The organism is Sphingomonas sp. P4_G3, from assembly GCF_056401105.1.
The window spans coordinates 492,708-513,871 of the sequence record NZ_JBFUJZ010000004.1 but is presented as its reverse complement, the minus strand read 5'-3'; the positions used below and the strand labels follow the sequence as shown (position 1 = coordinate 513,871).

Here is a 21,164-nt window from a genome sequence, read left to right as displayed (position 1 = left end):
AGAGGAAGGCTTGATGGCTAGCAAGGCCAGCAACCGATCCGGGTCGTACCAGGTGCTGCTGGTCGGGCTGCTCAGCCTGAATTTCGGCATCGTCTTCTTCGATCGCAATTCGCTCAACTTCCTCATGCCGTTCGTCAAACCCGATCTCGGGCTCTCCAACGAGCAGGTGGGAATCTTCCAAAGCGCCTTGTCGTTGACCTGGGCGCTTGCCGCGTTCGGGATCGGCCGGCTGTCCGACCGGACCGGCAACCGCAAGCTGCTGCTGGTGCTCTCGACGCTGATCTTTTCGGTCTGCTCGTTCCTGACCGGGCTTGCGCAGGGCTTTGCGCTGCTGCTCGGCGCGCGGCTGTTGATGGGCGCGGCGGAAGGCGGGGTGATGCCGATCAGCCATGCCATGGTGGCGAGCGAGGTGTCTCCGGCGCGGCGCGGCCTCGCACAGGGCATCGCGCAGAATTTCGGGTCGAATCTGCTCGGCTCGTTCGTCGCACCGGTGTTGCTGGTATCGTTCGCGGCCGCCTTCGGCTGGCGGCAGGCTTTCTATCTCGCGGGTATCCCGGGCCTGGTCAGCGCGCTGATGATCTGGTTGCTGATCCGCGAGCCGGAGGCCCCCGCGCATATCGTGGATGACGCCGTCGATAGGGAATCGCTCTGGGCGGTGCTGCGCGAGCGCAACGTATTGTTGTGCTGCCTGCTGTCGGTCATTCTGGTGTCGTATCTGGTCATCTGCTGGGTCTTCATGCCGCTCTACCTGACCGAGGTGCGCGGCTATCCGCCCGAGACGATGCAGTGGCTGATGGGGACGCTCGGCATCTCGGCGACGATCGGCAGCTTTGCGATCTCGGGCCTGTCGGACCGTATCGGGCGCCGTCCGGTGATGATCGCGATGCCGTTGATCGGGGTTATCCTGCCCCTGGGCGCGATGTTCTTTGCCGGATCGCCCTGGCTCCTGGCAATATTCTTCTTCTTCGGCTGGGGCCTCAACGGCATCTTCCCCTTGTTCATGGCGACGGTGCCGTCGGAAAGCGTGGACCCGCGCCGCGTTGCGACGGCGCTCGGGCTGAGCATGGGATCGGGCGAGGTGCTGGGCGGTGTGCTGGCGCCCTGGATTGCGGGGCGCTCGGCCGACGCGACCAGCCTGGCCGCGCCGCTCTGGATCATGCTCGGGCTGACGATCGTGGCCGGCATCATCGCGATGGGGCTGCGCGAGACGGCGCCGCGGATCGTCGCCGGACGGCGCGGCTCGGAGTTGCGGGAGGCAGCGATATGAACGCGGTTCAGAAATACGAGACGCTCAGCCTGGCGCCGGCCGAGCGCCTCCCGTTCTGGAACGACGTCGTCGATCGGGTCTATACGGGGACCTGGGTCAACACCGCCAAGATGGACTTCGTCGCCGAGATGTGGCGATGGAAAGTCGGCGATCTCGACATGATCCGCCCGCGGTCGGATCCCGCGCAGGTCGGGCGCGCGGCGGATCGCGCGGTCGACGAGGAGCAGATCGTTCTTCACCTGCAGCGACGCGGCATCAGCAACCACCGCCAGGATCGCCGCGAAGCGTCGCTGGCGCCCGGCGATTTCATCCTGATGTCGACCGATCGGCCCTATAAGATCGATCTCCCGCACACGCATGAGCTGATGGTGGTGCAATTTCCGCGGCGGCTGATCGAGCACAAGATCCGCCGGCTCGACGACCGGCTCGGTACCGCCATTTCGGGCGCTTGCGCTGGCGGCCGGGTCTTCCACGATTTCCTGCTGTCATTGTGGCATCAGGGCGACCAGAGCCATGCCGATCCCGATTGGCAGGCCGGCGTTGCGTCGGTCTTCGCGGATCTTGTCGCGCTTGCCGTCAACGTCGCGCCGACGGCGCCGCCGGCGCCGGGGGCGAGCCGGACGCGCGAACGCGTCCTCGCCTTGGTCAATGCCCGGCTCGGCGACCCCGATCTCCGCACCGCGAGCATCGCCGGCGAATTGGGGATCAGCGCGCGCACGGTCCAGAACGTCTTCGCCACGATGGGGACGACGCCAGTCGGCCATGTCATCGAACAGCGTCTGGAGCGCGCCGCGGAAATGCTGGTCAGCAACCCGGCGACCAGCGTGACCGAGATCGCCTTCGACCTGGGGTTCAACGACAGTGCCTATTTCGCGCGCTGTTTTCGCCAGCGTTTCGGGAGAACGCCCAGCGCCTATCGCACGGGCCGCTGAATTTCGCGTCAGTCCGGCCCCGTTGCGCGTCAGTGCAAGACGGGATCGGGTCGCTTCCCCTAGACTCGCCCACACCTGGACCATCGCGACGAACGCGAGGCCAAAGGGGAGGATTCGATATGGGCAAGCCGCGTATCACCGTTTCGTTAAGCGCTCTGGCCGTCGCCATGCTGATGCCGGTCGCGGCGCAGGCGCAGGATGCGCCGCCACCCGCACCGGCCGCGGCGGCCGGCTCGGGCCAGACCGCGCCGGACAATTCCGGCGGCATCCCCGACATCGTCGTCACCGCGCAACGCCGGTCGGAAAACATCCAGGACGTGCCGATCGCGATCAGCGCCTTCACCAGCGAGGCGCTGCAGGAACGCGCGATCGGCAACGTCTCCGCGCTGTCCGCGATCACGCCCAACGTCACGCTCGATGCGTCGACGCCGTTCTCCGGCTCGTCGGCGGTGCTCGGCGCGACGATCCGCGGCATCGGCGCGAGCGACTTCGCGTTCAACATTGATCCGGCGGTCGGCGTCTATCTCGACGGCGTCTATCTCGGCCGTTCGATCGGCGCCAACCAGGACCTGCTCGACGTCGAGCGGATCGAAGTGCTGAAGGGGCCGCAGGGTACCTTGTTCGGCCGCAACACGATCGGCGGCGCGATCTCGATCGTCACCACCACGCCGGGCGATACGTTCAAGGCCAAGGGCGACATCACTGGTGGCAGCTACAACCGGCTACAGGCGCGCGGTGTCGTGGAAATCCCGCTGGCAAAGGGGTTGAGCTCCTCGCTCGCGTTCGGCATCCTCAGTCGCGAGGGATATCAGCGGCGCATTCCCTATCCCGGCACGCCGAGTGCGACCGATTCCTTCACCCGTTTTGTCGCGGCGGACTATGAGACGCGCAATCGCCAGGGCGGGGATAATAGCTGGAACCTCCGCGGCAAGTTGCACTGGGACAATGGGAGCGGCATCCGCGCGACGCTGACCGGCGACTATACTAATATCGACCAGGAATCGACCGCCAACACCGTGCTCGCGGTCACGCCGATCCCCGGTCCGTTCGGCGGCGTGGCGGCAAACAACATCCCCGGCACCGCGCTCGACGTGGTGACCGGCAGTTCGGGCTTCCTGTTCGCCGGCCTGTACAATTTCTGTATTGGCGCGACGCCGGCGCAGATCGCGGCGCGCAACGCGCAGAATCTGTGCGGACCGCGCTCGAGCGTGAACGGGTACAATACGCTGCCCGGTCTGGGCAGCGTCAACGTCGATGCCAATCCCAATAACGACCTGCTGCCGTACGACAGCCGCTGGGTGAATACCGATATCGACACGACTTATGCCAACGGCAACAATTTCTCGCGTTTGAAGCAGGGTGGCGCCGCGCTCGCGCTCGAATTCGACGTGGCGGACAAGATGCTGATCAAGTCGATCTCATCCTATCGCAAGATCAATTTCGCGGCCGGCGTCGACCTCGATAATTCGCCGCTGCCGATCCTGCAGACCAGCTTCAAGGTCAACCAGTACCAGCTCAGCCAGGAGCTCCAATTCTCCGGCAGCCTGCTCGACGACAAATTGAAGTTCGTCCTCGGTGGCTATGCTTTCAAGGAGAAAGGCACGCTCAACGACTATGTGACCTTCTCGGCCGGACTGCTCCAGGTCGACGGGCCGGGCAAGGTCGATACCACTGCTTATGCCGGGTTCGGCCAGATCGACTGGCGTATCACCAAGCTGTTCGGCGTGACCTTCGGCGGTCGCTACACGTCGGAGGACAAAACCTATGACGGCATGCAGTCCGACGTGAACGGCTTCAATTACAAGCTGTTCAACTGCACCCCGCCGAGCGCCGCCTGCGCCGCGGCGTTGGGTTTCCCGTTCCCCGACCAGCCGTTCCGTTACTATCCGGGCTCGCCAAACACGCAGAAGTTCAACAACTTCTCGTTCAAGGCCGGGGCGCAATTCTATCCGACCGACGACGTCATGGCCTATGGCTCTTTCTCGCAGGGCTACAAGACCGGCGGCTGGACGACGCGCCTGTCGAACCCGCTGCCGGTCGCGCCGACCTTCGGCGAGGAGAAAGCGGAAACTTATGAGATCGGCATCAAGTCGACCCTGCTCGACCGCAAGCTGCAGCTGAACCTCGCGGCCTTCACGACCAAGTACAAGGGTATCCAGCTCAACTTCCAGCAGGGCGTCTCCCCGACCATCCAGAATGCTGGTGACGCCCGCATCAAGGGCGTCGAACTCGAAGCGGTCGTGGCCCCGGTCAAGGGGTTCACGATTAATGGCTCGATCGGCTATCTCGATGCCTATTACACCACGGTGCTGGCCCCGGCGCAGGTCGCGCCGAACCCGTTCCAGGAAGGCGTCGGCGTGGGCTCGGCGTTGCCCAAGGCGCCGCATTGGAAGATCAATCTGTCGCCGCGGCTCGAACTGCCGGTGGGTAACGGGTCGGTCGTGCTGCTCGGCGACTGGACGCATACGACCGGCATGCGCAACGACACCGAGGGCACCTTCCTGCTGATGCGGCCGGTGACCGACATCGTCAACGCCAGCCTGACCTACAATGCGCCGAGCAAGAACTGGAACCTGACGGTCGGCGGCACCAACCTGACCAACGACCGCTACCTGGTGACCGGCCAGGCGCAGATCGCCGGCGGCCAAATCTACGGCACCTATAGTCGTCCGGCCGAATGGTACGTGCGGGTCGGCTTCAATTTCTGACGCGCCTCGGGGCGGCGTCCGCGCCGCCCCGCTTTTCCAGTCCAGAAAACAGAGAACGACATTGCCCAGCGACGCCCTTGCCCAGATCATCGAGACGATGCGTCAGGGCGGTCCCGATCTATCGGCACCGCCCGAACAGGCGCGCGCCGCATTCGATGCGATGGTCGGGGCGATGCCCGCGCCACCCGACGCGGCGTTCGAGCACGACACGCTCGGCGGTATCCCGGCCTTGCGCTACGGTCCCGCCGATCCGTCCGCGCCGACATTGCTGTACCTGCACGGCGGCGGCTATGTCGTCGGCAACGCCTGGGGATATCGCGGTCTGGTCGCGGCGCTCGCCGACGCGTCGGGCATGACTGCCTATGCGATCGATTATCGGCTCGCCCCCGAACACCCGTTCCCTGCCGCGATCGACGATTCCGCGGCGGCATTTCGCGCGTTGCTCGATCAGGGCCCTGACCCGGGCAATCTTGTCGTTGCCGGGGATTCGGCGGGTGGCGGGCTGACCGTCGCGACGTTGCTCCGCTTGCGCGATACCGGCGCACCGATGCCGGGGGCCGGATTCCTGATCTCGCCCTGGACGGATCTCGCTTGCAGCGGCGCTAGCATGACCGGCAAGGCCGCCGCCGATCCTGCGCTCACCGAGCTCGGCTTGCGCAGGTTGGCGGCCTATTATCTCGGATCGACCGACCCCGCCGATCCGCTCGCCTCTCCGATCCATGCCGATCTCAGCGGGTTGCCGCCATTATTGGTCCATGTCGGAACGGCGGAGATATTGCTCGACGACGCGGTCCGCCTCGCCGCGTCGGCGGGACGTGACGACGTCGCGCTGACGCTCGACCTCTGGCCGGGGCTGATCCATGTCTGGCACGCCTTCGCCTTCATGCTGCCCGAAGGTGCGGCGGCGGTCGCTGCGGCGGGGGCTTTCCTGCGCGAGCACGTCGCCGCCAGGCGCGCGACATGAGCTCCGACGCCGCCACGCCGCTCGACGCCCTGGTCGTCGGGGCCGGATTTGCCGGGCTCTACATGCTCCATCGCCTTCGCGAAGCCGGCTTTTCGGTTCGCGTCGTCGAAGCGGGGTCGGGCGTGGGCGGCACCTGGTATTGGAACCGCTATCCCGGCGCGCGCTGCGACATTCCGAGCGTCGAATATAGCTACTCCTTCTCGCCGGAGCTGGAACGCGACTGGCGCTGGACGGAGCGTTATGCCGCACAGCCCGAGATTCTAGGCTATCTCGACCATGTCGCGGATCGTTTCGATCTCCGCCGCGACATCCGGTTCGACGCGCGCGTTACACGGGCGACCTGGGACGATCGGACCGCCGTCTGGCATGTCGATATCGATAGCGGCGCGAGGTTCGATGCTCACCATCTGATCCTCGCAACCGGCGCGCTATCGGCGCCCAAGACGCCCGATCTGCCGGGACTCGACCGCTTCGCGGGCGACATTCTTCATACCGCGCGGTGGGATGAGACGGTGCCGTTGGCCGGCCGCCATATCGCGCTGTTCGGCACGGGGTCGTCGGGCATCCAGGTGCTGCCTCAGCTTGCCACGCGGGCGGATGCCGTGACCGTGTTTCAGCGCACGCCCAATTTCGCGGTGCCGGCGGGCAATCGTCCGCTAAGCGAGGGCGAACTCGCCGCGATCGAGCCGCAGCTGCCGCAATTGCGCGCCGCGGCGCGCCAATCGCCGCTCGGCTGGTTCGACGGGCCGGGACCGGGATCGGCCAAGACGGATGACGATGCCGGGCGCGCGCGGCGCTTTGCGGACTATTGGGCCGGCGGCACGACCGGGCTGTTGCGCGCCTATGAAGATCTGTTGTTCGACGAGGAATCGAACGCCTACGCCGCCGCTTTCGCGCGCGGCAAGATCAGCGAGCTGGTGAGCGACCCGGAGACGGCGCGCAAAGTCACCCCGACCGGCTACCCGATCGGATCGCGCCGGCTCTGCTCCGAGATCGGCTATTACGAAGCGCTCAATCGCCGCAACGTCGCCGTGGTCGACGTGCGCGAGGAACCGGTCGTTGCGGTCACCGATCATGCCATCGTCACCGATCGCGGGACGTATCGGGCGGACGCGATCGTCTTCGCTACGGGGTTCGACGCCTGTATCGGTGCGATCAGGGCGATCGACATTCGCGGCCGCGGCGGCCGGGCGCTCGCCGACGAATGGGCGGACGGGCCGCGCGCGCTGCTGGGGCTCGCGGTTGCCGGCTTTCCCAACATGTTCACGATCACCGGGCCGGGCAGCCCATCGGTGCTGAGCAACGTCGTGGTTTCGATCGAGCAGCATGTCGACTGGATCGCCGATTGCCTGATCCATCTGCGCGAACGGGGTATCGCGACGATCGAGGCCGATGCCGATGCCGAGCGCGACTGGATGGAGCATGCCGATGCGGTCGCGCACCAGACGCTCTTTCCGCGCGCCGACAGCTGGTATCAGGGCCGCACCCGCGACGGACGGCGCGTGTTCATGCCCTATGTCGGCGGCGTCGGCGCCTATCGCGCGAAATGCGATGAAATAGCCGCAGCGGACTATGCCGGATTCTCCCTCGAAAAGGTCCCGGCATGAGCGCGCTGGCGGGTAGAGTCGCGCTGATCACCGGGGCAGCCGGCGGGATCGGCGCCGCCACCGCGCGGCGATTGGCGCGCGACGGCGCGACCGTGATACTGACCGATGTCGCGGAAGGATCCGGCAAGGCGCTGGCGGCCGAAACTGGCGGGACATTCCTGCTCCAGGACGTCTCCGATCCCGAGGGATGGCACGGGGTGGTGGATGTCGCGCTCCGGCCAACCGGTCGCATCGACATATTGGTCAATGCTGCGGGAATAGAGGGCGATCTCGCCCAGGCGGGACTCGCGACGAGCTATGCCGAGTTCCGCCGTGTCCTGGCGATCAATCTCGACGGCACGTTCCTCGGCTGCACCGCTGTGATGCCGCACATGATCGCGGAAGCGACGGGCGCGATCGTCAACATCGCCTCGATCGTATCGTTCATGGCGACTCCGTCGGCGCTCGCTTACGGCGTCAGCAAGGCAGGGGTCGAGCAACTGACGCGCTCGCTGGCGATCATCGGCGCGGCGGACGGGGGGCGCGTGCGGTGCAATTCGGTCCATCCCGGCGTGATCCGCACGCGGATGACCGACAGCATCATCCAGAGCTACGCGGCCAATACCGGCATTTCCGAGGCGGACGCGGAAGCGGGGATCAATTCGGCAGTGCCGTTCGGCGTGCGCGGCGCGCCCGACGATGTCGCCGGGATGATCGCCTATCTGGTCGGCGACGACGCGACCTATGTCACCGGCGCCTCGTTCCGGGTCGATGGCGGTTGGAGCGTGATCAGTGCCGGATAGCGACGTGGGAGCGTAAAGATGCCCGAACAGGCGCATGCCGAATTCTGGAAGGACTTGAAGCCGGTCGCCAAGGTGTTTCGCGAAGGCGGACTACCCGAAATCTATGCGTCCAAGATCGCCGAGGGCGACGAACGTTATTGGGTGCCGATCAGCGAGACGGTGTCGTCGAAGCCGGTATGGATCAGCCCGTCGCGCAACATGTGGGCCGACGTGCTGATGTCGAAATCGGCGGGGCTGGTGAACCGGCATTACCATCCGCACCCGATCTGGGCCTACACGATCAGCGGCAAATGGGCCTATCTCGAACATGACTGGACCGCGACCGCGGGGGATTTCGTCTACGAAACGCCCGGCGAGAGCCATACCCTGGTCTGCTACGATCACCCCGATCCGATGAAGGTCTTCTTCGTCGTGTCAGGTCCGCTGATGTGGCTCGACGAGGACGGGAACACCACCGGCCATTACGACGTCTACGACTATATCGCGGCCGCGCGGGCGCACTATGCCGCGGTCGGCATCGGCGCCGATTATGTCGACACACTGATCCGTTGAGAGGAGTATCACCATGAGCGTGATGGAAGCGCCGCCGTCAACCAAGGCGGAAATCGTCAATGTCCCCTTCGCTCACCGCGAGATCGTCGCGCGGTTGAGCCCTGGCGGGCGCTATATCGACGCGCAGAGCGACGACGACAGCCCCTGGGTGCCGTTCGGCGACAATGCCGCGATCAAGCATCTCGCCTTCGACGTGCGGCAAGGCATCTTTTCGAACATCCTGTGGATCAAGGGGCCGGGCGTGATCGGCACGCACCTGCACCGCGGCACGATCATGATGGTCTGCCTCGAAGGCAGCGTGAAATATCTCGAATATGACTGGGTGGCCTCACCCGGCGGACTGATCCTGGAAGTGCCGGGTGAAAGCCACACGCTGGTCACCGACCATCCCAACGGGGTCAAATTGTTCGGCTGGATGCAGGGGCCGATCGAATTCTACGACGACCAGGCGAACTTCGTCGAAACCACCGACGTCTGGTGGTTCATCAACCACTATGAGACCCACTGCCGCGCCAACGGCATCCCGATCAATCCCAAGCTCTATATCTGAGGAAGCCGTATCATGGGCACCATGACCGCGCCGCCGTCGAGTGCGTACAAGATCGTCGACATCGCGGAGCCATATCTCGACCTGATCCGGCGCAAGGGACAAGAGGGCACCTATGTCGGGTCGTCCGACGCTGAGAGTCCCTGGGTGCCGTTCGGCGACAATGCGGCGATCCGGCACCTCGCGTTCGACGTGCGGCAGAACGTCTATTGCAACATCCTGTGGATCAAATCGCCGGGAGTGATCGGCACCCACAAGCATCGCGGGCCGGTCTGGGCGATCGGGCTGGAGGGCAGCTTCCGCTATCTCGAATATGATTGGGTCTGCCGCCCGGGCGATTTCATCACCGAAACGCCCGGCACCGCGCACACGCTGGTCACCGACGATCCCAATGGGATGAAGGCGCTGTTCTGGATGCAGGGCGCCAACGAGTTCTATGATGCCGACGGCAATCACGTCGAAACGCTCGATGTCTGGTGGTTCATGAACCATTATGAGAGTTACTGCCGCGAGCATGGCCTGACGCCCAACCCCCAGCTCTATCTGTGATCCGGCGATGAACACGCTCGACCAGTTCGATATCGCCGGGCGCTCGGCGCTCGTCACCGGGGCGGCATCGGGGCTCGGTCTCGCTTATGCCGAGGTGATGGCCGAGGCGGGCGTGCGGGTGACACTCGCCGATATCGATGCCGAGGGCGCGGAGCGTGAGGCTGCGCGGCTGCGCGGCGAGGGATTCGACGCGCGCGCGGTCGCCTGCGACGTCGCCGACCTCGCGCAGGTCGCGGCGGCGTTCGACGGCCATGCCGCAACTTATGGCGGCTGTGATATCGCCTTCGCCAATGCCGGCTGGGACGCCGGCAACGGGTTCTGGAGCCCGGAGAACAAGCGCAATCCGGAAGGGCAGATCGACGTCTACGATCCCGAACGCTGGTACCGGTCGATCGCGATCAATCTGACCGGGGTGTTCCACACCGTGCGCGAGGCGGCGCGGGTGATGAAGGCGAACGAGGCGACTATCGGCCGTCGTGGCGGATCGATCATCTGCACCTCGTCGAACGCGGCCGAGGTCAACGAGGCGATCGTCGGCGTGCCCTATATGCCCGCCAAGGCCGGGGTGAAGCATTTCATGCGCCACGCGGCCTATGAGCTCGCCGCTTACGGCATCCGCGTCAACGCGATCGCGCCGGGACCGTTCGTCACCAATATCGGCGGCGGCTGGCTCAAGAAGAACCCCGCGGCGCGCAAGGCGTGGGATGAACTGGTCCCGGTCGGTCGCGTCGCCGAGACCTATCAGATCAAGCCGCTGGCATTGCTGCTGGCGTCCGACGCGTCGAGCTACATGACCGGCAGCCATGTGATGATCGATGGCGGGATGCAGCTCGGCCCCGTCAAACCGCTCGACTGACAGGATCCTTAGCGGATGCGACACCGATGACGACACAGGCGAAAGCGGCGATCTGCCGCGGCAAGCACGAGCCCTTTGCGATCGAGGAGGTCGAGCTCGACGAACTGCGCGCCGACGAACTGCGCATCCGCATCGTCGCCTGTGGTATTTGCCACACCGACCTCGCGGTGCGCGACGGGCAATTGCCCGTGCCGCTGCCGATCGTGCTGGGGCATGAGGGTGCGGGGATCGTCGAGGCGGTTGGCGACGCGGTCACCGTCGCCGGGCCGGGCGACCGGGTGGTGATGAGCTTCAACAGTTGCGGCGACTGCCCCAGCTGCGCGGTCGACGCGCCGACCTATTGCTACAATTTCTTCCCCAACAATTGGACCGGGACGCGCGCCGACGGAACGCCGACCATGTTCGTGGGCGGCGCGCCGATGAACGCCAATTTCTTCGGCCAGTCGAGCTTCGCCACCCATGCCATCGCGCATCAGCGCAACGTGGTGCGCGTGCCCGACAGCGCGGCGCATTTGCCGCTCGAACAACTCGCGCCGATCGGCTGCGGGCTGATGACCGGGGCGGGGGCCGTGCTGCGCAGCATGAAGGTACGCAGCGGCCTGCCGATCGTGGTGTTCGGCACCGGCACGGTCGGGATGGCGGCGATCATGGCGGCGAAGGTGGCGGGCGCCGATCCGATCGTCGCGGTCGACGTCAATAACGAACGGCTGGCGCTCGCGCGCGAGCTCGGCGCGACGCACGCCTTCAACGCGCGCGACGACGCCCCCACGAAGATTCGCGCCTTGTGTCCGGTGGGAGTCGGCTACGCCTTCGACACCACCGGAATCAAGGCGGTGATCGAGGACGCGTTCGCGCTGCTCGCGCCCAGGGGCGTGCTCGGGATCGTCGGCGCGTCCGATCCGGCCGATATGCTCGTGTTCAACGAAAGCCAGTTCATGGGCGGCGGCCGCACGGTGAAGGGCATCCTGGGCGGCGACAGCGACGTCGGCCCGTTCGTGGCGGAACTGATCGAACTGCACCTTGCGGGACAATTTCCGTTCGAAAAGCTGATCGGCTATTTCGACTTTGCCCAGATCGACCAGGCGATCGCCGCGAGCGAGAGCGGCAGGGTGGTCAAGCCGGTGCTGCGGATGGCGGCGGAGACCTAGGCGATGCGCGCGGTCGTGATGCAGGGGCTCCACCGGCCGCTCAAGGTCGAGACACTGCCCGACCCCACGCCCCAGGCCGGCGACGTCGTCGTCCGCGTCGGGCGCTGTGGGATTTGCGGATCGGATCTGCACATGACCGAGGATGCCGCTTATGGGCGCGTCGCGGGGGACGTGCTCGGCCACGAATTCGCCGGCGAAGTCGTCGCGCTCGGCCGCGGCGTGGAGGGGGTCGCGACAGGCGATCTCGTCTCGGTGATCCCGCTGGCGAGCTGCGGCCAGTGCGCGACCTGCCTCGCCGGCGAGCCGGCCTGGTGCGAGCATTTCGGGCTGCAAGGCGGGGGCTACGCCGAATATGCGGTGACCCGCCCCAACCAATGCGTGATCCTGCCCAAATCGGCGAGCCTGGCGGACGGTGCGATCATCGAGCCGCTGGCGGTCGCGCTGCATGGCGTCAACATGAGCGGGCTGCGGTCCGGCGACCAGGTGCTGATCCTCGGTGCCGGACCGATCGGACTGGCGGTCGCCTTCTGGGCGCGGCGCGCGGGCGCGGCGAAAGTGGTGGTGCAGGATATTGCCGACCACCAGCGCGACCGCGCCATCGCGATGGGCGCGTCGGGCTTCGTTGCCGATGCCGACGATCCGATCGGGGCGGCGGAGCGCGCGTTGGGCGGCAAGGCCGATATCGTGTTCGAATGCGTCGGGGTGCCGGGTCTGATCGCGCAGGCGGTGAACCAGGTGCGCAATCGCGGCACGATCCTGCTGCTGGGGCTGTGCACGCGCCCCGACACGTTCAACAGCTTCGCGATGCTGTCCAAGGAAGTGCGGCTGGTCACGTCGGCCTTCTTCACGCGCCAGGAATATGAAGCCGCGCTCGACGCACTCGACGCCGGTGCCGCCGAACCGCGCCATCTGGTCACCGGCACGATCGCGCTCGACGATACGCCCGAACGATTCGAGGCGCTTCGCCGTCGCACGCATGACTGCAAGGTTCTGATCGCGCCGTGACGATGGCGGCGCGGCGCGATTTGGAGCATGATCGCGGGCGTGGAGGAATGATGCTGCCAGCGACTCCGCCGATTCTGCCCGACATGCGCTGGTCGTCGCGCGGGCTGGGCACGCGCCATGCGATCGACCAATGGCAGGAATGGGCCGCCAGCACGATCGCGCCGATCGACATCAGCGTCCGCGACCGCGACGCCTTCGCCGCGGGGTGGCGCAGCTACGGGCTCGGCGAGCTGCGCCTGCTCCAGCTCCTCGCCCCGGCACAGCGCGTCGTTCATCGCGGCGGTGGCAGCGCCGGAAGCGCCGTACCGTCGATCCAGCTCGTCTATTCGCGGCGCGGCGCTCTGGAGACGCGGATCGCCGGGGCGCAATTCACCGTCGGCCCCGGCGAATTCGTGCTGCTCGACAATACCCGCTTCTATCAGATGGACATGGACGCGCCGCACGAAGCGCTCGACCTGATGATGCCGCGCGCCTGGGTCGAGCGCTGGGTCGCCGACCCCGACGCCTTGCTCGCGCGGCCGCTATCGGCGCGCAACGGCTGGGGGGCACCGCTCGGCAGTCTGATCGAGACCATGGTGCGGCACCTCGACGACAGCCCCGGATTGCGACCGCTTCTCGCGGAGCGGATCGGTGCGTTGTTGACGCTGGTGGGAGATGCCGAGGACGCTGTTCCCGCCGGGCATCGCGCCGCGCTGGCGGACCGCATCCTGTGCCGAATCCGGCGCGATTTCGCCGATCCCGATCTCACGCCCGATACGGTCGCGGCGAGCCTGGGCATTTCGACGCGCTATCTCCAGGCATTGCTCGCCAGGCGCGGCACCAGCTTCGTCCGCGAAGTGTCGGGCGCGCGGCTCGATCGCGCGCGCGACTTGCTCGTGGATCCGCACGGTCAGCATGTCTCGATCGCCGAGATCGCGTTCCGGTGCGGTTTCCTCGATCCCGGCTATTTCGCGCGCCAGTTCCGCAAGCGGTTCGGCACCTCGCCGCGCGATTGGCGAACGGAACATTGATCGTGCGCATTTGTCCCATGATCGTTGCGCGCGAATCCTACGCGCTCCCGCCGTCCTCGCTTTAGAGTCCGGGTCCCAAGGCGCCACAAGGCGACATGCGGGGCGAGAGGATCGATGGCAGACAAGATCAAGAGCTTCCCGCTGCCGAGCTCGGTCGCGGTGGTGCCGGGGACCGAAGCCGCGCAGGCGGCCTATCCTTATTACACCCAGTTCGTGCCAGAGGACGACGAGCGCTTCTGGTTCTACAATTCGATGCATTTCCCCGAGCCGATGCACCATTTCGACATGGTGACGGCGGAAGCCGCTTATTGCGCGCTCGGCGCGTTCAACACTCGCGTCCACATCCTGCCCACGACCAAGGGGATCGATCACCGCATCGTCAACGGCCGCGTCTATATCGGCGGCGTCGCGGTGACCGATCCCGCCGAAATCGCCGAGCGGCTGGAGCTCTTTCAGCAGCGCGCGTTCTATTATTATGAGAATTGGGAGCGCCTCTACGACCAGTGGAAGGTCAAGATGAAGGCGCTGATCGACGAGGCGAACGACCTGCCCAGGGTCGAGCTTCCCGACATCGAGCCGATCGAGACGACGCATAGCGGCAAGGGCATCGCGTCGAACCACGCGTTGCTCGACACCTATCGCCGGCAGCTCGATGGCTATTACCGCATGTGGCAATACCATTTCGAGTTCCTGCTGCTCGGCTATGGCGCCTATCTGACCTTTTTCGACTTCTGCAAGCGCGCGTTCCCGGAGATTTCGGACCAGACGATCAGCCGCATGGTCGCGGGGATGGAGGCGGAGATCTTCCGCCCCGACGAGGAAGTGCGGCGGCTCGCGCGGCGCGCGGTCGAGCTCGGCATCGACGACGTGTTCGAAGAGGGGATGACCGTCGACCAGGTGTTCGCGCGCCTCGATGCGCTCGGCAACAGCGGTGCCGCCTGGCGCGACGAGCTGGAGACGAGCCGCGATCCGTGGTTCAACGTCAATGTCGGTGACGGTTTCTATCATTATCACCGGTCGTGGAACGACGATCTGTCGATGCCCTTTTCGGCATTGCCCGGCTATATCGCCAAGCTCCAGGCAGGCGAGCCGATCGACCGCCCGGTCGCGCAACTGATCCGCGAGCGCGACCAGCTGGTCGCGGACTATCGCGATCTGCTCGACAGCGACGCGGATCGCGCGACCTATGACCAGCTCATCACATTGGCGCATCGCGTCTTCCCCTATGTCGAGGGGCATAAATTCTATTGCGAACATTGGTACACCAACCTGTTCTTCAACAAGATCAGGGAGTTCGGGGCGCTGCTCGCGGGTCACGGCTTCTTCGCTGAGGAAGCCGACGTCTTCCACCTGACGCATTACGAGCTGGAAAGCGCGATCGTCGATCTGTCGCTCGCCTGGTCGAGCGGATCGCGGCCACTGGGCCCCCAGCGCTGGCCGGCGATCGTCGCCGAGCGCAAGGCGGCGATCGCTTCATGGTCGGAGCACCGAGTGCCACCGGCGCTGGGTGCCGTGCCCGACGTGATCGACGATCCCGCGATCGTGATGCTGTGGGGCATCACGCGCGAGAATCTCGATCGCTGGCTGGCCGAGAACGGCGATGACGACGGCCGGGAATTGAAAGGCTTCGCGGCGTCTTCGGGCGTAGTCGAGGGGCCGGCCCGGGTCGTCACTTCGGCGGCGGAGATCGGGACGCTGCGCCAGGGCGAGATCCTCGTCTGTCAGGTGACCAACCCGAGCTGGGCACCGATCTTCCAGAAAATCGCCGCCGCCGTCTCCGACATCGGCGGGTCGATGAGCCACATGGCGATCGTCGCGCGCGAATATGGCCTGCCGGCGGTGGTGGGGACGGGATCGGCGACGCAACGCATCCGCACCGGGCAGCGCATCCGCGTCGACGGTGGCAGGGGAATCGTCACGATCCTCGATGAGGAAGGGGTGACCGACCATGGCTGACGCGATCGCTTGGTTTGCCGATCTCGGCATCGGCGATCGCCCGATCGCGGGGGGCAAGGGCGCCAGCCTCGGCGAGCTGACCCGCGCCGGGATCGCGGTGCCGCCCGGCTTTGTCGTGACGACGCGTGCGTTCGATCTGTTCCTCGCCGCGCTGGAAGCGCGCGCGCCGGTCCGCGCCAGGATCGAGACGTGCGATCCGGACGACCTGGCCGCGGTCACCGCATTATCGCGCGACCTGCGCCGACGCGTCGAGGAAGAAGCGATGCCAGCCGAGGTCGAGGAGGCGCTACTTGCCGCGCATCGCACCTTGTCCGGCGAGCGCGAGACGCCGGTCGCGGTGCGATCCTCGGCGACGACCGAGGATGCGGCCGATGCGAGCTTCGCCGGTCTGCAGGACACCTTCCTGTGGGTGATCGACGCCGCCGACCTGGTCGCACGCGTGCGCGAATGCTGGGGCAGCCTCTATTCGGTCGAGAGCATCACCTATCGCCGCCGCCAATCCTTTCCCGAAGCCGGGGTGGCGATGGCGGTCGTGATCCAGCAGATGGTCGACGCGCGCGCCGCGGGCGTGATGTTCACCCGCAGCCCGACCACCGGCGACAAGTCGGTCGTCACGATCGAAGGGGCCTGGGGGCTCGGTTCGGCAGTGGTGTCGGGCGAAGTGACGCCCGACCATTGGGTGCTCGGCAAGATTACCGGCGAAATCTCGGTCCGCGAAGTGTCGGACAAGCATGTCGAACATTGCCCGCTCGTAAGCGGTGGCCTCGAGGAGCGCCCGGTGCCCGATGATCGCCGGCATGCGCCGTGCCTGGATGACGCCACGCTGCAGGCGCTGCGCGATATCGGGCGGCGCGTCGAGCGGCATTACGGCGCCGCGCAGGACATCGAATGGGCGGTGGACCGCGACGGTGCAGTGCTGCTGCTCCAGAGCCGGCCGGAAACGATCTGGTCGACCAGGGCGGCGGCGCCTGTCGCCGAACCGCTGGCGAATCCGCTCGGGCACATCATGGGCGTGTTCGGGGGGCGGCGATGACGCTGACCGCCGCCGATGTCGACCGGATCATCGCGCTGCTCGACGCCTCGCGCTTCGACCGGCTGAGCCTGGAGATGGACGGGCTCAAGCTCGATCTGGTGCGCGACGGGGCCGCGCCTGTCGCTCGGCCTGCACCGCCGCCGCTCGCCCCGGGGGCACCGGCCGCGCCACCGCCACCTCCCGAGGTCGCCACGCGTGAGGTCGGACTGGTCGAGGTGAAGTCGCCCCTTCTCGGCATCTACTACCGCGCGCCGCGCCCCGGCGAGCCGCCGTTCGTCGAGATCGGCGCGCGGGTCGAGCCCGATACGATCATCGGCATTATCGAGGTGATGAAGCTGATGAACACCGCGCGCGCCGGCGTCAGCGGTGAGGTGGTCGGGATACTGGCGCGCAACGGCGAACTGGTCGAGCATGGCGAGACGCTGCTGCTTGTCCGGCCGGACTGCTGAGTCATGGCGATCCGGCGGATATTCGTCGCCAATCGCGGCGAGATCGCGGTCCGCATCCTGCGCACGTGCCGTGCGCTCGGGATCGAAACGGTGCTCGGCGTGTCCGAGGCGGATCGCGCGTCGCTTGGCGCCGAGATGGCCGATCGCGTGCTGTGTCTCGGCCCGGCGCAACCGGCGCTCAGCTATCTCCGCGTCGAGACTATAGTCCAGGCAGCTCTGGGAAGCGCATGCGACGCAATCCATCCTGGTTATGGATTCTTGTCAGAACGCGCCGATCTGGCGAACTTGTGCGAAGCCGAGGGTGTCATCTTCATCGGCCCGACCGCGGACCAGATCGAGGCGGTGGGCGACAAATTGCGCGCGCGCGCCGCGGCCGAAGCGGCCGGGGTGCCGATCATTCCGGGCGGCGCGGCGGCCTCTCCCGATGAAGCGCGCCGGCTGGCCGAGGCGATCGGCGTGCCGTTGCTGGTCAAGGCGGCGGGCGGCGGCGGCGGGCGCGGCATGAAGCTGGTCGAACAAGCGGAGGACCTCGCCGCGACGATGGACATGGCGAGTGCCGAGGCCGAGGCCGCGTTCGGCGACGCACGGGTCTATCTCGAGCGGTATGTCCGATCCGGGCGACATATCGAGGTGCAGGTGCTTGGCGACGGCGAGGGCCGTGTGATCCACCTCGGCGAGCGCGATTGCTCGGTACAGCGCCGCTATCAGAAACTGGTCGAGGAAACGCCGGCGCCGCACCTGCCCTCCGCGACCCGCGCGGCGATGCACGACGCCGCGATCCGCTTCGCCGCGCGGCTGTCCTATCGTGGCGCGGGAACGGTCGAGTTCCTCTACGACGTCCCGCGCGACGCCTTCTACTTCCTCGAGATGAACGCGCGCATCCAGGTCGAGCATCCAGTGACCGAGGCGGTGACCGGCATCGACCTGGTCGCCGAGCAGATCGCGATCGCCGATGGCCGTGGGCTCGACATAGCCCAGGACGACATCGCGTGCGACGGAGCGGCGATCGAATGCCGCATCAACGCCGAAGACCCGGAGCATGATTTCGCGCCGTCGCCCGGTACAATATCCGCAGCGCGCTGGCCGACAGGCGAGGGCATCCGGGTCGACACGCATATCGTCGACGGCGCGCGTATCCCGCCCTTCTACGATTCGATGATCGCCAAGGTGATCGCGCACGGGCCCGATCGTGCTACCGCACTCGCGCGTCTGAGGACTGCCCTGGCGGATGTGCGGATCGCGGGCGTCGCGACCAATCTCGCTTTCCAGCAGGCGGTGCTCGCCGATCCCGATTTCGCACGCGGCGGTGTCGACACCGGCTTTCTCGCCCGCTTCCTCGATCGTGCGAAGGCTGCTGCCTGATGGCCGCCATCCGCCTCGTCGAAACCTCGCTGCGCGACGGCAACCAATGCCTGTGGGGAGCGCTCGGCGTCGACACCGCGCGCACGCTCGCAATCGCGCCGGTGATGGAGCGTGCCGGCTATGCCGCGATCGACTTCACGACCTCGACCCATATGGGCGTCGCGGTGCGCTACAAGCAGCAGGATCCGTGGGAGCGCATCCGGCTGATGGCGGCGGCCTGCCCGACCACGCCGCTCCAGTTCCTCTCGACCGGCTTCCGCTTCATTTCGTGGGAGACCGCGAGCCCCGATTTCATGGCGCTCGCCTTCGCCACGCTGGCGCGCAACGGCATCCGCCGCTTCGCGCTCGCCGATCCGATGAACGACGCTGCGGCCAATGTCGACGCCGCGCGGCTGGTCAAGCAGGGCGGCGGCGACCAGGTGATCGGCGCGCTGGTCTTCACGCTCAGCCCGATCCACGACGACGCGCATTATGCCGAGGCGGCCAGGACGATGGCGGCGAGCCCGGATATCGACGCGCTCTACATCAAGGACCCGGGCGGGTTGTTGACGTCGGAGCGGGCGAGCACGCTGATCCCGGCGATCATCGCGGAGATCGGCGACAAGCCGCTCGAACTCCACGCGCATTGCACGATCGGGCTGGCCGACCGCACCTATGTCGAAAGCGCCGCGCTCGGCGTATCGGCGCTGCAATGCGCGAGCGGCGGCGCGGCGGACGGCACGTCCAACCCGCCGATCGAGCGCACTATACGCAATTTGCGCGAGGCGGGGCACGAGGTTGCCATCGACGATGACGCGGTGGCCGAGGTCGCACGCTATTTCGCCGCGCTCGCCGCCGCAGACGGGCTGCCGACCGGCGCGCCCATGGCCTATGATGCCGGCTACGTCCGCCACCAATTGCCCGGCGGGATGGTCGGCACGATGCGCCGCCACCTTGCCGACCACCGCGTGCCGCACCTCGAAGGCGCGGTGATCGAGGAACTCGGCCGCGTCCGCGAGGAACTGGGCTGGCCGATCGTGATGACGCCGTTCGCGCAGATGCTGCAGACCCAGGCGGTGATGAACGTGACGGGCGCCGAACGCTATGCGACGATCCCCGATGAGGTGATCCGCTATGCGATTGGCCGGTTCGGCCGTCCCAATCGCCCGATCGATCCGCAAGTGATGGACCGCATCCTGTCGTCGCCGCGCGCGCGCGAACTCGATGCGGAGCCGGCCATGGCGCCGCTGCCGGACCTTCGCCGCAAGGTCGGCGCGCATCTGTCCGACGAGGAATTCCTGCTCCGTGCAACCATGCCCGCGGCAATGATCGATGCGATGCAGGCCGCCGGCCCCGCGCCGCGCGATTTTGATCCGGCGGTGCGGCCAGTCATGGCGCTGGTGGAGCAATTGCTCGCACGGACTGACCTGACGCGCGTCACGGTCGAGCGACCCGGCTTCCGGCTCGAGCTGGAGGCGGCCGGTGACTGAGGCATTTCCCGCGCCCGCCGGCGTGATGTTCGACCTCGACGGCACGCTGATCCTGAGCGACCGCGCGCTTGGCGGCTATCAAGTGCTGCCGGGCGCGGTCGAGCTGCTCGCCGAGCTCGATCGGCGGGGCATGCCGTTCGTCGCGCTGACCAACGGCAGCGCCTATCCCGCATCGGAGCAGGCGCCGCGGCTGCGCGCGCTCGGGTTGCCGATCGCCGACGACCGGCTGTTCACGCCCAACAGCGTCGCCGCCGGCCTGTTCAGGGCGCGCGGGCTGGAGCGGGTCATGGTGCTTGGCACCGACGGCGTGGTCGCGGCGTTGGAGGTGGAAGGCGTCACCACCTGTGCGCCTGGCGATTCCGATGCCGATGCGGTCTATATCGCGTGGCATCCGCAGTGCACGATGGACCATATCCACGCCGCCGCTGCGGCAGTGCTCGACGGCGCCGCGCTCTACAGCGCGTCGGATGTTCCCTTCTTCGCCAGCAAATCGGGCCGCGCGTTCGGCTATAGTTGCGCGATCGGCGGCGCTGTTGCGCGCGTGACCGGAATCGAACCCGAGGTGACGGGCAAACCGTCGCAGGCCGCCTTGCGCTTTGTCGCCGCCAGGCTTGGCGTGCCGGTCGATCGCGTGGCGGTGGTCGGTGACGACCCGAAAGTGGAAACGGTCATGGCGCGCGCCGGCGGCGCGATCGGAATCGGCGTCACGACCGGCACGACCAGCGCGGCAGAATGGGCCGCCGCGCCCGAGGCGCAGCGCGCACATTTGGTGGTCAACGGCGTCGGCGACCTGGCGCGATTGCTGTTCGGATCGGGCCACGCTGACTTGTGACGCCGATCGGTTTGGCGGCGAGCAGGACGATATCCGCAACCGCATGAAGCTGGCCTATATCGACAATATCGACGACGATTTTCGGCTGGCTGATCGCCGACTACAAGCAGGACGAGCGGAAGATCATTCGGGAGCT

The 21,164-nt window shown here is 66.7% G+C and carries 19 protein-coding genes; all 19 read left to right on the top strand.

Annotated features, from left to right (window positions below; genetic code table 11):
* Positions 1-13 precede the first annotated feature (13 nt).
* The 19 genes from AC1DQQ_RS14255 to AC1DQQ_RS14165 all read left to right on the top strand — a co-directional run bounded on the left by AC1DQQ_RS14255 (position 14) and on the right by AC1DQQ_RS14165 (position 21,028).
* Entirely contained in the window at positions 14-1,267 is a 1,254-nt protein-coding gene (locus tag AC1DQQ_RS14255) for an MFS transporter (protein WP_478030451.1), read from the top strand.
* The gene (locus AC1DQQ_RS14250; RefSeq protein WP_478030450.1) at positions 1,264-2,199 is read left to right on the top strand and encodes a helix-turn-helix domain-containing protein; all 936 of its coding nucleotides are present in this window, start codon (positions 1,264-1,266) and stop codon (positions 2,197-2,199) included. Before AC1DQQ_RS14255 ends, AC1DQQ_RS14250 begins: the two co-directional genes overlap by 4 nt.
* A 119-nt stretch (positions 2,200-2,318) precedes the next feature.
* Positions 2,319-4,907, top strand: coding sequence for a TonB-dependent receptor (locus AC1DQQ_RS14245; protein ID WP_478045534.1), 2,589 nt, complete (start codon positions 2,319-2,321; stop codon positions 4,905-4,907).
* 61 nt (positions 4,908-4,968) lie between these two features.
* Positions 4,969-5,871 (top strand): alpha/beta hydrolase, encoded by a 903-nt coding sequence (locus tag AC1DQQ_RS14240; RefSeq protein WP_478045533.1) that lies wholly within the window; start codon positions 4,969-4,971, stop codon positions 5,869-5,871.
* Positions 5,868-7,478 carry a flavin-containing monooxygenase gene (locus AC1DQQ_RS14235; protein WP_478045532.1) on the top strand — a complete coding sequence of 537 codons (1,611 nt, stop codon included), beginning with the start codon at positions 5,868-5,870 and terminating at the stop codon, positions 7,476-7,478. Before AC1DQQ_RS14240 ends, AC1DQQ_RS14235 begins: the two co-directional genes overlap by 4 nt.
* The gene (locus AC1DQQ_RS14230) at positions 7,475-8,260 is read left to right on the top strand and encodes an SDR family oxidoreductase (protein ID WP_478045531.1); all 786 of its coding nucleotides are present in this window, start codon (positions 7,475-7,477) and stop codon (positions 8,258-8,260) included. Before AC1DQQ_RS14235 ends, AC1DQQ_RS14230 begins: the two co-directional genes overlap by 4 nt.
* An 18-nt stretch (positions 8,261-8,278) precedes the next feature.
* Entirely contained in the window at positions 8,279-8,812 is a 534-nt protein-coding gene (locus AC1DQQ_RS14225) for a 2,4'-dihydroxyacetophenone dioxygenase family protein (RefSeq protein WP_478045530.1), read from the top strand.
* Between the two features lie 13 nt (positions 8,813-8,825).
* Entirely contained in the window at positions 8,826-9,362 is a 537-nt protein-coding gene (locus AC1DQQ_RS14220; RefSeq protein ID WP_478045529.1) for a 2,4'-dihydroxyacetophenone dioxygenase family protein, read from the top strand.
* 12 nt (positions 9,363-9,374) lie between these two features.
* Positions 9,375-9,908, top strand: a complete 534-nt coding sequence (locus tag AC1DQQ_RS14215) for a 2,4'-dihydroxyacetophenone dioxygenase family protein (protein WP_478045528.1) — start codon at positions 9,375-9,377, stop codon at positions 9,906-9,908.
* 7 nt (positions 9,909-9,915) lie between these two features.
* Entirely contained in the window at positions 9,916-10,764 is an 849-nt protein-coding gene (locus tag AC1DQQ_RS14210) for an SDR family NAD(P)-dependent oxidoreductase (RefSeq protein ID WP_478045527.1), read from the top strand.
* Between the two features lie 26 nt (positions 10,765-10,790).
* A complete protein-coding gene (locus AC1DQQ_RS14205; RefSeq protein WP_478045526.1) occupies positions 10,791-11,912 on the top strand; it encodes an NAD(P)-dependent alcohol dehydrogenase in 1,122 nt (373 codons plus the stop codon).
* A gap of 3 nt (positions 11,913-11,915) precedes the next feature.
* Positions 11,916-12,917 carry an alcohol dehydrogenase catalytic domain-containing protein gene (locus AC1DQQ_RS14200; RefSeq protein WP_478045525.1) on the top strand — a complete coding sequence of 334 codons (1,002 nt, stop codon included), beginning with the start codon at positions 11,916-11,918 and terminating at the stop codon, positions 12,915-12,917.
* 50 nt (positions 12,918-12,967) lie between these two features.
* Entirely contained in the window at positions 12,968-13,927 is a 960-nt protein-coding gene (locus tag AC1DQQ_RS14195; RefSeq protein WP_478041067.1) for an AraC-like ligand-binding domain-containing protein, read from the top strand.
* A gap of 114 nt (positions 13,928-14,041) precedes the next feature.
* Positions 14,042-15,883 (top strand): PEP-utilizing enzyme, encoded by a 1,842-nt coding sequence (locus AC1DQQ_RS14190; RefSeq protein ID WP_478041066.1) that lies wholly within the window; start codon positions 14,042-14,044, stop codon positions 15,881-15,883.
* Entirely contained in the window at positions 15,876-16,916 is a 1,041-nt protein-coding gene (locus tag AC1DQQ_RS14185; RefSeq protein WP_478041065.1) for a PEP/pyruvate-binding domain-containing protein, read from the top strand. The genes AC1DQQ_RS14190 and AC1DQQ_RS14185 overlap by 8 nt, the downstream gene beginning before the upstream one ends.
* Positions 16,913-17,365, top strand: coding sequence for an acetyl-CoA carboxylase biotin carboxyl carrier protein (locus tag AC1DQQ_RS14180; protein ID WP_478041064.1), 453 nt, complete (start codon positions 16,913-16,915; stop codon positions 17,363-17,365). Before AC1DQQ_RS14185 ends, AC1DQQ_RS14180 begins: the two co-directional genes overlap by 4 nt.
* A gap of 3 nt (positions 17,366-17,368) precedes the next feature.
* Positions 17,369-18,727 (top strand): acetyl-CoA carboxylase biotin carboxylase subunit, encoded by a 1,359-nt coding sequence (locus AC1DQQ_RS14175; RefSeq protein ID WP_478041063.1) that lies wholly within the window; start codon positions 17,369-17,371, stop codon positions 18,725-18,727.
* On the top strand, positions 18,727-20,196 hold the full coding sequence (locus tag AC1DQQ_RS14170) for a biotin carboxyl carrier protein (protein ID WP_478045524.1): 1,470 nt from the start codon (positions 18,727-18,729) through the stop codon (positions 20,194-20,196). Before AC1DQQ_RS14175 ends, AC1DQQ_RS14170 begins: the two co-directional genes overlap by 1 nt.
* The gene (locus AC1DQQ_RS14165) at positions 20,189-21,028 is read left to right on the top strand and encodes an HAD-IIA family hydrolase (protein WP_478045523.1); all 840 of its coding nucleotides are present in this window, start codon (positions 20,189-20,191) and stop codon (positions 21,026-21,028) included. The genes AC1DQQ_RS14170 and AC1DQQ_RS14165 overlap by 8 nt, the downstream gene beginning before the upstream one ends.
* Positions 21,029-21,164: the final 136 nt, after the last annotated feature.

Excerpts from the sequence above, each read along its gene's own strand:
- AC1DQQ_RS14190 (WP_478041066.1), top strand. The coding sequence starts at position 14,042 with ATGGCAGACAAGATCAAGAGCTTCCCGCTGCCGAGCTCGGTCGCGGTG.
- AC1DQQ_RS14180 (WP_478041064.1), top strand. The coding sequence starts at position 16,913 with ATGACGCTGACCGCCGCCGATGTCGACCGGATCATCGCGCTGCTCGAC.
- AC1DQQ_RS14170 (WP_478045524.1), top strand. The coding sequence starts at position 18,727 with ATGGCCGCCATCCGCCTCGTCGAAACCTCGCTGCGCGACGGCAACCAA.
- AC1DQQ_RS14215 (WP_478045528.1), top strand. The coding sequence starts at position 9,375 with ATGGGCACCATGACCGCGCCGCCGTCGAGTGCGTACAAGATCGTCGAC.
- AC1DQQ_RS14235 (WP_478045532.1), top strand. The coding sequence starts at position 5,868 with ATGAGCTCCGACGCCGCCACGCCGCTCGACGCCCTGGTCGTCGGGGCC.
- AC1DQQ_RS14225 (WP_478045530.1), top strand. The coding sequence starts at position 8,279 with ATGCCCGAACAGGCGCATGCCGAATTCTGGAAGGACTTGAAGCCGGTC.
- AC1DQQ_RS14185 (WP_478041065.1), top strand. The coding sequence starts at position 15,876 with ATGGCTGACGCGATCGCTTGGTTTGCCGATCTCGGCATCGGCGATCGC.
- AC1DQQ_RS14230 (WP_478045531.1), top strand. The coding sequence starts at position 7,475 with ATGAGCGCGCTGGCGGGTAGAGTCGCGCTGATCACCGGGGCAGCCGGC.
- AC1DQQ_RS14220 (WP_478045529.1), top strand. The coding sequence starts at position 8,826 with ATGAGCGTGATGGAAGCGCCGCCGTCAACCAAGGCGGAAATCGTCAAT.
- AC1DQQ_RS14200 (WP_478045525.1), top strand. The coding sequence starts at position 11,916 with ATGCGCGCGGTCGTGATGCAGGGGCTCCACCGGCCGCTCAAGGTCGAG.
- AC1DQQ_RS14175 (WP_478041063.1), top strand. The coding sequence starts at position 17,369 with ATGGCGATCCGGCGGATATTCGTCGCCAATCGCGGCGAGATCGCGGTC.
- AC1DQQ_RS14255 (WP_478030451.1), top strand. The coding sequence starts at position 14 with ATGGCTAGCAAGGCCAGCAACCGATCCGGGTCGTACCAGGTGCTGCTG.
- AC1DQQ_RS14250 (WP_478030450.1), top strand. The coding sequence starts at position 1,264 with ATGAACGCGGTTCAGAAATACGAGACGCTCAGCCTGGCGCCGGCCGAG.
- AC1DQQ_RS14210 (WP_478045527.1), top strand. The coding sequence starts at position 9,916 with ATGAACACGCTCGACCAGTTCGATATCGCCGGGCGCTCGGCGCTCGTC.
- AC1DQQ_RS14195 (WP_478041067.1), top strand. The coding sequence starts at position 12,968 with ATGCTGCCAGCGACTCCGCCGATTCTGCCCGACATGCGCTGGTCGTCG.
- AC1DQQ_RS14205 (WP_478045526.1), top strand. The coding sequence starts at position 10,791 with ATGACGACACAGGCGAAAGCGGCGATCTGCCGCGGCAAGCACGAGCCC.
- AC1DQQ_RS14245 (WP_478045534.1), top strand. The coding sequence starts at position 2,319 with ATGGGCAAGCCGCGTATCACCGTTTCGTTAAGCGCTCTGGCCGTCGCC.